This is a genomic window from Sphingopyxis sp. (assembly GCF_965227415.1).
Classification (GTDB): Bacteria; Pseudomonadota; Alphaproteobacteria; order Sphingomonadales; family Sphingomonadaceae; genus Sphingopyxis.
The window spans coordinates 668182-680546 of sequence record NZ_OZ245749.1 but is presented as its reverse complement, the minus strand read 5'-3'; the positions used below and the strand labels follow the sequence as shown (position 1 = coordinate 680546).

General features: G+C 63.2%; 11 protein-coding genes and 1 tRNA gene. 7 read left to right on the top strand and 5 right to left on the bottom strand.

The features are described from left to right. Positions 1 to 80: 80 nt before the first annotated feature. On the top strand, positions 81 to 215 hold the full coding sequence (locus tag ACO055_RS03230; protein WP_422061175.1) for a hypothetical protein: 135 nt from the start codon (positions 81 to 83) through the stop codon (positions 213 to 215). Between the two features lie 89 nt (positions 216 to 304). Here the strand turns inward: ACO055_RS03230 and yghU are convergent, their stop codons facing one another. After that, complete coding sequence (gene yghU / locus ACO055_RS03225) at positions 305 to 1189, bottom strand: glutathione-dependent disulfide-bond oxidoreductase (RefSeq protein ID WP_422061174.1); 885 nt, start codon at positions 1187 to 1189, stop codon at positions 305 to 307. 72 nt (positions 1190 to 1261) lie between these two features. Beyond that, entirely contained in the window at positions 1262 to 2440 is a 1179-nt protein-coding gene (locus ACO055_RS03220) for a CaiB/BaiF CoA transferase family protein (protein ID WP_422061173.1), read from the bottom strand. Between the two features lie 137 nt (positions 2441 to 2577). Between ACO055_RS03220 and ACO055_RS03215 the strand changes: the two genes are divergently transcribed. Both ACO055_RS03215 and ACO055_RS03210 read left to right on the top strand, forming a co-directional pair. After that, positions 2578 to 5820, top strand: coding sequence for an amidohydrolase family protein (locus ACO055_RS03215; RefSeq protein ID WP_422061172.1), 3243 nt, complete (start codon positions 2578 to 2580; stop codon positions 5818 to 5820). A 92-nt stretch (positions 5821 to 5912) separates the two neighbouring features. Further along, positions 5913 to 6002 (top strand) — tRNA-Ser (locus ACO055_RS03210). Positions 6003 to 6066: 64 nt separating this feature from the next. Here the strand turns inward: ACO055_RS03210 and ACO055_RS03205 are convergent. Further along, positions 6067 to 6693 (bottom strand): Yip1 family protein, encoded by a 627-nt coding sequence (locus tag ACO055_RS03205; RefSeq protein WP_422061171.1) that lies wholly within the window; start codon positions 6691 to 6693, stop codon positions 6067 to 6069. Positions 6694 to 6866: 173 nt separating this feature from the next. Between ACO055_RS03205 and hspQ the strand changes: the two genes are divergently transcribed. Beyond that, complete coding sequence (gene hspQ / locus ACO055_RS03200) at positions 6867 to 7253, top strand: heat shock protein HspQ (protein WP_422061170.1); 387 nt, start codon at positions 6867 to 6869, stop codon at positions 7251 to 7253. An 18-nt stretch (positions 7254 to 7271) separates the two neighbouring features. Here the strand turns inward: hspQ and ACO055_RS03195 are convergent, their stop codons facing one another. Then, a complete protein-coding gene (locus ACO055_RS03195) occupies positions 7272 to 8144 on the bottom strand; it encodes an ABC transporter permease (protein ID WP_422061169.1) in 873 nt (290 codons plus the stop codon). A 109-nt stretch (positions 8145 to 8253) separates the two neighbouring features. On the opposite strand from ACO055_RS03195, the gene ACO055_RS03190 reads away from it, so the two are divergent. Then, positions 8254 to 8937, top strand: coding sequence for a GcrA family cell cycle regulator (locus ACO055_RS03190; protein WP_422061168.1), 684 nt, complete (start codon positions 8254 to 8256; stop codon positions 8935 to 8937). Continuing rightward, positions 8934 to 9326, top strand: coding sequence for a PaaI family thioesterase (locus ACO055_RS03185; protein WP_422061167.1), 393 nt, complete (start codon positions 8934 to 8936; stop codon positions 9324 to 9326). The genes ACO055_RS03190 and ACO055_RS03185 overlap by 4 nt, the downstream gene beginning before the upstream one ends. Before the next feature lie 54 nt (positions 9327 to 9380). Here ACO055_RS03185 and ACO055_RS03180 read toward each other — a convergent pair whose 3' ends face one another. Next, positions 9381 to 10214, bottom strand: coding sequence for an outer membrane protein (locus tag ACO055_RS03180; protein ID WP_422061166.1), 834 nt, complete (start codon positions 10212 to 10214; stop codon positions 9381 to 9383). Between the two features lie 168 nt (positions 10215 to 10382). Between ACO055_RS03180 and parE the strand changes: the two genes are divergently transcribed. Beyond that, the gene (parE, locus tag ACO055_RS03175) at positions 10383 to 12362 is read left to right on the top strand and encodes a DNA topoisomerase IV subunit B (RefSeq protein WP_422061165.1); all 1980 of its coding nucleotides are present in this window, start codon (positions 10383 to 10385) and stop codon (positions 12360 to 12362) included. Positions 12363 to 12365 lie beyond the last annotated feature (3 nt).

Here is a 12365-nt window from a genome sequence, read left to right as displayed (position 1 = left end):
CCGCCAAACAAGAAAAATATGCGGGAGGGGTCGATGACGAAAGGCGCGTGTGAAGAGGCTGGTGCCGAGCCACGCCGGCCATGCGCCATCTCGACGCCGCGTGCCTTGGCAACGCCGACGATCGATATGATGGCCCGATCATCATCGGAGAAGACAGGGATTTCTATTCGCTCCGCGCCGGCAGCACCGACATCGAACGCGGTAGCTGGTTTTAAGGAACCAGCGGCGACCCGCCAGGCCGCATAACAGCCGACCGCTGCCTGATCGTCGCGATCAAGGCAGCGGTCGGGTTGGCTGAAATCGGTTATTCGGCGGCGGCCTCCGCCTCCAGCTTGTCCTGCGTGCGCAGATCGAAGTCGGAGGCATCGTGGCGCTCGCGAAGCTGGCTCGCGGGATCGCCGACCGCGCGATTGACCATGCGACCGCGCTTCACGGCCGGACGCGTGGCCAGCTGATCCGTCCAGCGCTGGACATTCTGATATTCCTGCACCTGCAGGAATTCGCCCGCCTCATAGACAAGGCCCTTCACAAGTGCGCCATACCAGGGCCAGATCGCCATGTCGGCGATCGTATAATCGGCGCCGGCAATAAATTCGCTCTCGGCAAGCCGGCGGTCGAGGACGTCGAGCTGGCGCTTCACTTCCATCGCATAGCGGTTGATCGGATATTCCTGCTTGAACGGCGCATACGCGTAAAAATGCCCGAAACCGCCACCGAGGAACGGCGCGCTGCCCATCTGCCACATCAGCCATGACAGGGTTTCGGCGCGCTTTGCCGTGTCCGTCGGCATAAAGGCTCCGAATTTCTCGGCCAGATGGATCAGGATTGCCCCCGATTCAAAGATGCGGATCGGGTCGGTCCCGCTGCGGTCGACCATCACCGGGATCTTGCTGTTCGGATTGATCGCGACATAGCCGCTCGAAAACTGGTCGCCCTCGCCGATGTTGATCAGCCATGCGTCATATTCGGCGCCGCTATGGCCCGCCGCCAGCAGCTCCTCGAGCAGCACCGTGACCTTCACGCCATTGGGCGTGCCGAGCGAGTAAAGCTGGAGCGGATGCTTGCCGACGGGCAAATCCTTGTCGTGCGTCGGACCCGCGATCGGGCGATTGATGTTGGCAAAGCGCCCCCCGCTTTCCTTGTCCCAGGTCCAGATCTTCGGCGGCACATATTCGGACTGATCGCTCATCGGGGGCTCCTGAGAAGTTTTGTACTGAACGGTATTTAATCGCGCATCGAGGCCACGTCCAGCACCGGCCGATCAAATAATCCTTTGCGCGCGCAAAGCCGAAATCGCGTCGCTGTTGTACCCGAGTTCGGCAAGGATCACGTCGCTATGCTCGCCCACCTGCGGTGCCGATACGAGTGGGACTTTCGCGTTTTCGGACAGCGTAATCGGTGCGCGCACCACCGGCGCCGCTTTGGCAGTATCACGGTAGTGCATCGGCTCGGCGAGCCCGGTCGCGACGACCTGTGGATGCGCCAGCGCTTCCGAGGGTTTCAGCACCGCACCTGCGGGAACCCGGCCTTCGCCCAATTCTTCGAGGGCTTCGGCGTTGGTGCGGCTCGCGCACCAGTCGGCCATGATCGCGCTCAGTTCGGCGCCATTTTCGCCGCGCAATATGTCCGACGCGAAACGCGGGTCGTCGATCAATTCGGACCGCCCGACGAGCCTCGCCCAGCGCGCGAAGATCGGGTTGCCGACGATCTGGGTCATGATCCACCCGTCGCGCGTCGCGAAGATGTCGGTTGGTGCCGAGCTGAAAGCGCGATTGCCCATCATGCCGCGGTCGATGCCGTTCATTGCATGATCGATGGTCAGTCCGTTCGAAATCGCGAGCGCGCTGCCCAGCAGCGACCCCGAAACGCGCTGCCCGCGCCCCGTCCGTTCGCGCTCCCTCAGTGCCAGCATGACGCCGAAGGCGCAATGGAGCGCCGTCGTGAAATCGATATAATTGACCTGCGCCCGCGAGGGCTGACCCTCGCTGCCGCCGATCACGACCGCGCCCGACATCGCCTGCCCGACCGCGTCGAAGCCGACATGCTGCGCGAGCGGGCCCTCGTTGCCGAAGGCCGAGGCGGTGACCAGAATGATCTCGGGACGGAGCGCCGACAGCGTCGCGTAATCGAGCCCGAGCTTTTCGAGCGCCTCGTCGGGCATGTTCGCGATAACGACATCGGCGGTGCTGACCAGTCGCCTTACAATCTCGCGCCCTTCTTCGCTCCCGGGTTTCAGGGTCAGGCTGCGCTTGCCGCGGTTCATCTGCAGGAACATCGCGCCCGACCCGTCGGGGGCGACCGGAACCGAGAAGCGATCTTCGTTGCCGCCGGGGGCTTCGATGCGGATCACGTCCGCACCATAATCGGCGAGCAACGCGCCAAGATAGGGGCCCGCGATATAGCGGCCGAAATCGAGTACCCTTATTCCCTTCAGCGGCACGCTGGCCCTCCCCTATCGCTTGTTTCCCTGGCGCTAGCAGCCGTCCGTCGACCGTGCCAGCGCTTCGTCGAAACCTGTCCTTGCAACTTGGCAACCGCGCCATATGGTCGCCATATATTTCAACAGGGGATAATTTCATGGCGCGCTTCGTTCTCGCTCTTGCGGCGACTTTGGCCTGTTCGACTTCGGTTTGGGCGCAGGTGGCGCCTGCCGTTCCTGCAACCGACGCCAAGCCCGAGAAGTGGGACGTCAACGCGCCGCCCGGCATGACGACGCACAAGGTGCCGATCGCGGTTGACGAGGGCAGCTGGATGAACGTCGATGTCGCGCCCGACGGTCGCACGATCGCTTTCGACCTGCTCGGCGACATCTATACGATGCCGATCGAGGGCGGGACGCCGACGCGCATCGCCGAGGGCCTGGCCTATGAGCATCAGCCGCGGTTCTCGCCCGATGGAAAACGCATTGCCTTCGTCTCGGATCGCGGCGGCGGCGACAATATCTGGCTGATGAACCGCGACGGCAGCGACAAGCGCCAGCTCAGCAAGGAAGAATTCCGCCTGTTGAACCAGCCGAGCTGGAGCCCCGACGGCCAGTTCATTGTCGCGAAAAAGCATTTCACGACGGGCCGTTCGCTCGGCACGGGCGAAGTGTGGATGTATCACATCTCGGGTGGTGCGGGCGTTCCGCTCGTCAAAAAGCCTAGCGAGCGCCATCAGAAAGAACTCGGCGAGCCGACCTTCGCGCCCGACGGCAAGGGCGTCTATTATACGCGCAACGTCACGCCGGGGCCGATCTTCGAATATGCTCAGGACAGCAATACCGACCTCTTTCATATCGAGCGCTATGACCTGAACGACGGCGAGGTCACGACTGTCGCGTCGGGCGCGGGCGGCGCGGTGCGCCCCTCGCCTTCTCCCGATGGCAAGCGGCTCGCGTTCGTGCGGCGCGAGGGCACGCAGTCGAAGCTCTATGTGAAGGACCTCACGTCGGGCGCTGAAAAGAAAGTCTATGACGCCCTCGACCAGGATGTTCAGGAAACCTGGGCCGTCACCGGCGTCTATCCGAACATGAGCTGGACCCCCGACAGCAAGGATGTCGTTTTCTGGGCGGGCGGCAAGCTCCGCCGCGTGAATGCAAGCGGCGGCGACGCGCGGGTCATCCCGTTCAGCGTGAATGACGACCGTGTGATCATCGATGCAACGCATCCGACGGTCGATGTCGCTCCCGACAACTTCAACACCCAGATGCCGCGCTGGGCCGAAGTCTCGCCGGACGGCCGCACTGTCGTGTTCGAAACGCTCGGCAAGCTATGGGTCAAACCCGCAACCGGCGGCACGGCGCGGCGGTTGACGACGGCAAAGGACAATGGCTTCGAACTGTGGCCCAGCTGGTCGCGCGACGGCAAGCAGATCGCCTTCGTGCGATGGACCGACGCCGGTCTAGGCGAAATTCAGGTGGTGGGCGCCGGCGGCGGATCGCCGCGCAAGCTGACGACGGTTCCGGGCCATTATGCCGAGCCGCGCTTCTCGCCCGACGGCAAGATCATCGCGTTTGAAAAGCGGGCGGGCGGCGGGTTGCGGTCGGAACGCTGGGGCGAGAATCCGGGCATCTACCGTGTCGCGGCAAGTGGTGGCGCGCCCGAGAAAGTCAGCGACAATGGAGCAAAACCGCAATTCGGTGCGGCAAGCGACCGCGTCTTCATGGTAACCTCGTCGGATGGCAAGAGCCAGCTCGTCAGCACGGACCTTCACGGCCAGGACAAGCGCGTCCATGCGAGCGGCGAACTGGTGAGCGATTATGAGGTCTCTCCGGACGGCCACACCCTCGCCTTCCGCGAGAATTATGACGCCTATGTCACGCCGTTGATGCCGGGCGGCCAGGATGTGTCGCTGTCGACGTCGGGCGGCGCGATGCCGGTCACGCGTGCCAGCGACAGTGGCGCTGACTATATGCATTGGTCCGATGGAGGAAAGAGGCTGCATTGGACGCGCGGCGCGACCTTGTTCAGCGCCGACCTTGGCAGCTTTTTCGCCAGTGCCCCTGCCGGCGACAGCAAGCCTGCTAAATTCACGCCGCCGACCAGCGGCGTGTCGCTCTCGATGGCCGAAGCCGCCTCGAAGCACAAAGGCACGGTCGTCATCACCGGGGCGAAGATCGTCACGATGGCGGCGACCGACGGCGGCATCATCGAAAATGGCGCTATCGTTATCGAGGGCGACCGCATTACTGCGGTCGGTCAGGCGGGCGCCGTCACCGTTCCCGCCGGTGCCGTAACGATCGACGCAACCGGCAAGACGATCCTCCCCGGCTTCATCGATGCCCACGCCCACGGGCCGCACGGCGACGACGAATTGGTGCCGCAGCAGAACTGGTCCGAGATCGTCAATCTCGCGATGGGCACAACGACGAGCCACAACCCCTCGTCGCGCGCGTCCGAAATCTTTGTCTCGTCGGAGATGCAGCGCGCCGGAATCATCCTGGCACCGCGCATTTTTTCGACCGGCGAGGTCATCTATGGGGCGAAAGCAGCGGGCATTTATGCCGAGATCGACAGCTACGAAGACGCACTCGCGCATGTCCGTCGCCTGAAGGCGCAGGGTGCACACAGCGTCAAAAACTATAACCAGCCGCGGCGCGAACAGCGCCAGATGGTGGTGAAGGCGGCGCAGGCCGAAGGGATGGAGGTCGTGCCCGAGGGCGGTTCGCTCTACACGATGGATCTGACGCTGATCCAGGACGGCAATTCGACCGTCGAGCACAATATTCCGCTCCACACCTTCTACAAGGATCTGGTGCAGCTTTGGGGGCAGACCAAGACCGATTACACGCCGACGCTGGTCGTCACCTACGGTGGCCCTGCGGGCGACCCCTATTGGCGCGCGCACACCAATGTCTGGGAACAGCCCATCGTCGCGCGGCACATTCCGCCGACGGTGCTGGGCGCCGATAACAAGCGCCGCGTGCTTTCGCCCGACAGCGACTATGTTGACGACGACAGCGCACGCGAAGCCGCGAAGATCGCCGCGACGGGGCGGATGGTGTCGATCGGTGCGCACGGCCAGCAGGCGGGCCTTGGCGCCCATTGGGAAATCTGGTCGTTCGTGCGCGGGGGCTGGAGCAACGTCGACGCGCTGCGCGCCGCGACGATCATGCCTGCAACCTCCCTGGGATATGCGAAGGATGTTGGATCGCTCGAGCCCGGCAAGCTTGCCGACTTGCTGATCCTCGACGCCGACCCGACGCAGGATATCCGCAATACCGAGAAGATTCACCGCGTGATGCTCGGCGGGCGGCTTTACGATCCGCTGACGATGAACGAGGTCGAGACGGGGGACCGCAAGCGCCAGGCCTATTGGTGGGAAGCCGACAAGCCCTGATCGATCATCGCCCTTGACCGGCGGATCGCGAAATTGTGACGAGAGGGTTGCAAGTCTCGCGAGCCGCCGCTAGGGGCGTCTCCTCTCAGCGAGGAGAGTTGGCTGAGTGGTCGAAAGCGTCGCACTCGAAATGCGAAGTGCCGGCAACGGTACCGAGGGTTCGAATCCCTCACTCTCCTCCATTTTTCCCTGATTTTGACCACATGCCGCCGCCCCGGCGCTACGCCGAGGCGGCCTGTGGCGCGGTTACCGGATGGTGACGAGCGAAGGCGCGCTGAGCGCCCCGACGACTGCGCCGACGATCAGGAACAGCACGACATAAACGACGACGACGACGATCGTATAGACGAGCGCCTTGTCCTGCGGCACCTTCATCAGCACAGGCAGGCCGAGGTACAGAAGATACAGGCCATAGAGGGCGAACAAGAGCCCGATGATGGCGATCGCCGGCAAGATTCCGAAGATGCCGCCGACCCAGCCAGCGGTTCCCGCATAGGCCGCAACCTTCAGCGCCTGGACCTGATTTTTCTCGCCACCGAAGTTCGTCGCCAGCCCGTCGATCACCAGCGCCAGGATGAAGGTCGTCGCCAGCGAAAGGCCATAGGATACGATCGCCATGACAAGCGCGCTGACCAAGGGCGGGTGATAGGTCACCCCGAACATCGTGATCCCGAACACCTGTTGCCCGATAAAGCCGGCAAGCGGCCCAAGCGCCGCCAGAACCAGCACATAGGGAACATAGATCGACTGCGTCGTCGCGGGCTCGGCGGCGATGACGGGCCAGATCTCGTTCGGCTTGAGGAGAATATCCTTTGCGCGCTGGATGATACCCGAAGCGGCGGGCGGCAAGTTGTTCAAAGGTGCGTCGGTCATGAAATGGATCTCCCCTCGGCCAAAGCGGCCCGCCAATGCAAAGGCCAGGAGGGCAATCTAGCGCCACCGGCCAACTCATCTGTAACCCCGGTCACAGTCCGGATTCGGGCCGCCGCAGTCAAGGGTGAGTGTAACGGACTTGAAACACGCGTAAATAGCCATAGATTGAAGGAATGACGTCCAAAACCTCTCCCGATTTCCAGGATTCGATCCCGTCGCATGTCGCCGCACCGCTGATCGAGCGCGCCCGTTTCGGGCCGGGCGACATCGTGCGCCACCGCATGTTCGACTTTCGCGGTGTCGTTTTCGATGTCGATCCGGTCTTTGCGAACAGCGATGAATGGTACGACGCGATCCCAGAGGACATTCGTCCGGCGAAGGAGCAGCCCTATTATCACCTGCTCGCCGAAAATGACGATTCGTCATATATTGCCTATGTGAGCCAGCAGAATCTGGTCAGCGACGCCGAGCATGGCCCGGTCGATCATCCGCAGATCGACGCGATGTTCGACGGGCTGGTGAAGGGCCGCTACCGCGTGCGCCCCATTCACCGGCACTGATCCGGCGTCGTCGGCCGATCAGGCTTTCAGCTTCCACCCCGAAACGAGCAGGCGATAGGTGATCACGCCGAGCACGGCGTTCACTGCGATCAGGAACAGCGCCGCGGTCAGCACCGGATTGGCGATCGTCGAATCGACCGTCCCGATAAAGCCGTAGCGAAAGCCCATGATGGCATAATAGACGGGATTCGCGTGCGCGACCGTCTGGAACCAGGGCGCCAGGCGGTCGATCGAGTAGAAGGTGCCCGACAGCAGCGCGAGCGGCGTCACGACGAAATTGGTCACCGCCGCGGCATGGTCGAACTTTTCGGCCCAGACCGAGGTGATCAGGCCAAGGAAGCCGAGCATCATCGCGCCAAGGATGCCGAACAGCGCGACTGCCCAGAGATGCTCGGGAACGACGTGGACGCCCGGCCACAGCAACATCGCGAGCCATAGCGCGCAGCCGACGAGGATTGCGCGCGTCACCGCCGCGCCGATGAGTGCGATGATCAACTCGCCGACCGCGAGCGGCGGCATCAGATAGTCGACGATCGTGCCCTGGATCTTGCCGACGAGCAGCGAAAAGCTCGAATTGGCGAAGCTGTTCTGCAGCATCGCCATCATGATCAGCCCCGGCGCGATGAAATCGGCGAAGGGAACGCCGATGACGGTTCGCCCCGCGCCGCCCAGCGCGACGGTGAAAATGACGAGAAAAAGGAGCGTCGTGATGGCGGGCGCCCAGATTGTTTGGAGCTGGACCTTGAAAAAGCGCCGCACCTCCTTGACATATAGGGCCTGCAGGCCGGGCACGTTCAGCGCCCGGATTTGCGGAACGCCGGGTTCGGCAAATGTCGGAGCGGCGGCGGAATTCGCCGAGTCGGGATGCGAAATTTGGGGCTGGTCGTTCATGGCGTTCTCGCCTATCGCCTCCCCGATCTTACCGCAAGCTGGGCAGTGAGGACGCGGTCTTTCGCGATCGCCGAACCGCCCGCTGCGTGAATGATGAGGAATATAAGAAATGTCATGGACCGATGAGCGCATCGAACAATTGCGCAACATGTGGGAAAAGGGCCTGACCGCCAGCCAGATCGCCGACGAGCTTGGCGGCGTCAGCCGTAACGCGGTGATCGGCAAGGCGCACCGTCTGGGCCTGAAATCGCGCCCGTCGCCGGTAAAGGCCACGGAAAAGGCGGCCAAGCCCGCAAAGGCGCCCGCCGCGCCGAAGGCTGCATCGCCGGCCCCTGCACCGCGCGCCGCAGCGCCGATCGCGCCGCGCCCGGTCGCAGCGGCACCCAAGCCCGATCCGCAGCCGGCCGCCGAAGCATCGGACGAGGATGGCGTCGAGGTCGTGCGCAAGCCCGATGCGCCGCGCATCGTGTCGATCGGGCCCGGCGGCTTCATCCGCCAGGGTCCCGGCGATCAGCAGGCACCGATCCCGCCGGCGCCGCCGCGCCGTCTGGTGCCGGCGAAGCCGAGCGCCGAGATCGCCGACAAGACGAGCCTGCTCGATCTCAACGACCGCATCTGCCGCTGGCCGATGGGGCATCCGGGCGAGCCTGACTTCCACTTCTGTGGTGTCGCGGTAAACCCCGGCTTCCCCTATTGCGTCGAGCATTGCGGCCGTGCCTATCAGGCGCAGCTGCCGCGCGGCACGCGTCGCCCGCCCCCGCCCCCGCCGTTCGGCGGACCGCGCGTCCGTTGAAGCCCTTCGGGCAGGATTTCCATTTCGCAACGACGCTCGGCCTGAAAATGGTCGAGCGCGGCGATGGTCGCTGCGTGATGGCGATCGATATCGAGCGCGAGCGGCATTTCAACCCGCAGGGGGCGGCGCACGGCGGCGTCGCTTATTCGCTCGCCGATTCGGCGATGGGCGGCGCGATCACCAGCCTGCTTCCCGACGACCAGTGGTGCGCGACGCTCGAGATCAAGTTCAACTATCACGCGCGTGTCGTCGAAGGCCTGCTGACCTGCGAGGCCGAAGTGCTGCATCGCGGCAAGCGTATCGCAAATATCGACGCGCGGCTGTATCAGGATGGCAAGCTCGTCAGCAGCGCGAACGGCAATTTCGCGATCTTTGCAGCGCCGCAATAGGCGAAAGGCGCCGGACCAACGGTCCGACGCCTTCCCATTCCACTTCCCAAGAGGTCAGAAGCGGAAGCTGAGAGTCCCGCGCACGCTGTGCGTGCGGAAATGGGGATCGCTACGCTGGATATCGGTCCCTCCGCCATTCAGCAGGAACGGGTTGGTCGGCGCCGCGGTCCCGGCCCCGACATTCACGACATAATCCTTGTCCTTCACGTCGGTGTAGAGATACTCGAGCCCGATCGCGATATGGTTGGTCACCATGATCTCGGCACCACCGCCCGCGGTGTAGCCCCAGGCGTTGGTTCGGCCATTGTCGGCAAAGCTGTTGGCGCCGTTCGTGGTGGTGAACCGGTTGTCCAGCTTCGCATAAGCGCCGCCGCCGGTGACATAGAAGAGTGCGCCGCCGCCGGGGGTATAACCCGCGCGCAAACGCGCGTTTGCCTGATAATCGGCCTCACGGCTCATCGTATAGCTCGCGGGCGTGGTCGAAAAGCCGCTGACGCTGTCGCGCGCGACACTGCGACCGCCTTCGATCACGGCGCCGAGAACGAAATTGCCCATGCGCCGGTCATAGCCAAGACGGCCGAAATATTCGGGACCGTCCTTGTCGTTCCGGCATCCCAGATTCGCTGTGCCGGTTGCCGCACCGTTACAGAAGCCCGGCGAAAAAGCGTTTGCGCCAGCCGCGGTATTGACGGTGTCGCCATAGGTGCCATCGCGGTTGGTGTCGAAAACCAGCGTTTCGCCGCGGTCGCTGCCCTGCAACGTCCCGCCGCCGCCGATCGCGATATAGGGGCCGTTGAAGTCCTTCGTCGTGTCACGATTGTCCTGGGCGATTGCCGGCACGGCCAGCAAGGATGCCGCCGAAGCGGCAAGGAGAGCTGCGAGTTTCATTATTTTCTCCGTTTTTTGAATGACTTTTCAGTCGGCGGAGAAACACGCAATGACGGGCCAAGTTTCGTCACGATACCGAAAATGCGACGAGCCGAGCCGGGAGCGGCCCCGCCTTTACCTCCAAAACCACGCTTGCCAGCCAGCTTCGCCGCCCCCTATAGCCAGGCCATGAGTCACGATTTGTTCGACAGCAGCCAGCCGGCGGCAGAAAGCTATAACGCCTCGCAGATCGAGGTGCTCGAAGGGCTTGAACCCGTCCGCCGCCGCCCCGGCATGTATATCGGCGGCACCGACGAGCGCGCGCTCCATCACCTCGCAGCCGAGGTCATCGACAACAGCATGGACGAGGCCGTCGCCGGTCATGCGACGCGCATCGAAATCACTCTCGATGTGGGCAACCGCCTGACCGTTATCGACAACGGCCGCGGCATGCCGATCGACGAACATCCAAAGTTTCCGGGCAAATCCGCGCTGGAGGTCATTCTCACTACCCTGCACTCGGGCGGCAAGTTCGAAGGCAAGGCCTATGCGACATCGGGAGGCCTGCACGGCGTCGGCGTCAGCGTCGTCAACGCGCTGTCGAGTGAAACCATTGTCGAAGTTGCGCGCGCCAAGCAATTATATCGACAGCGTTTTTCCCAAGGCGCGCCGCAAGGGCCGCTCGAGGAACTTGGCCCTACTCCCAATCGCCGCGGCACCAGCGTGTCGTTCGTTCCCGATGTCGCGATTTTTGGCGAGCATGGCCGCTTCAAGCCGCAGCGGCTCTACCGCCTCGCCCGATCGAAGGCCTATCTTTTTGCCGGCGTGGAAATCCGCTGGAAATGCGCGCCCGAACTGATCGGTGACGACACGCCCGAAGAGGCTGTGTTCCAATTTCCGGGCGGTCTCGCCGATCACCTGAAGGAACAGATCGGCACGCGCGAGTGCGCGACCGCCGAACCCTTTGTGGGGCGCCAGGACTTTCCGGGCGACCAAGGCCGCGCCGAGTGGGCGATCGCCTGGCCGCTATGGTCCGACGGCAGCTATAGCTGGTATTGCAACACCATTCCCACGCCCGCAGGTGGGACCCATGAAGCAGGTCTCCGTTCGGCACTGACGAAGGGGCTGCGCGGCTTCGGCGAACTGATCGGGCAGAAGAAGGCGGCGCAGATCACCGCCGAGGACGTCTTCAATGGCGGCGAGATGATGCTGTCGGTGTTCATCCGCGACCCGCAATTCCAGAGCCAGACCAAGGACCGGCTTTCAAGCCCCGAGGCGGCGCGCCTGACCGAAAATGCCGTGCGCGACCATTTCGACCATTTTCTGTCGGATAATATGGATCGCGGCCGCGCGCTTCTCGGTTTGATCCTCGAACGGATGGACGAGCGGCTGAAACGCAAGGCCGAACGCGAGGTCAAGCGCAAGACCGCGACGAGCGGCCGCAAGCTTCGCCTTCCCGGAAAGCTCACGGACTGTGCCAACAATGGTCCAGAAGGCACTGAATTATTTATCGTTGAGGGTGACAGCGCAGGTGGCAGCGCCAAGCAGGCGCGCGATCGCAAGACGCAGGCTATCCTGCCGATCCGCGGCAAAATCCTGAATGTCGCGAGCGCAAGCGCCGACAAGATCCGCGCGAACCAGGAAATTGCCGATCTCGCGCTCGCTTTGGGTTGCGGGATGCGCAAGGATTGCGATTCCGAACGGCTGCGCTACGAGAAGATCGTCATCATGACCGATGCCGATGTTGACGGCGCTCACATTGCCACGCTTTTGATGACTTTCTTCTTCCAGGAGATGCCCGACATCGTTCGTAACGGCCATGTCTACCTTGCCCAGCCCCCACTCTATCGCCTGACCGCTGGTGCGACCTCCGCCTATGCCAGGGACGATGCGCATCGTGCGCAACTGGAAGCTACCATATTCAAGGGGAAAAAGGTCGAAGTCGGCCGTTTCAAGGGTCTTGGCGAGATGAATCCGAACCAGCTCAAGGAAACGACGATGGACCCGTCGACACGCTCGATGCTGCGCGTTACGCTGCCCCAGGAGTATGAGGAACGCCATCTTGTCAAGGACTTGGTCGACCGGCTGATGGGCAAGCATCCCGAACATCGCTTTCAGTTCATCCAGGCCAATGCGGCAAGCCTCGATGAGGCGGCGATCGACGCCTGAGGG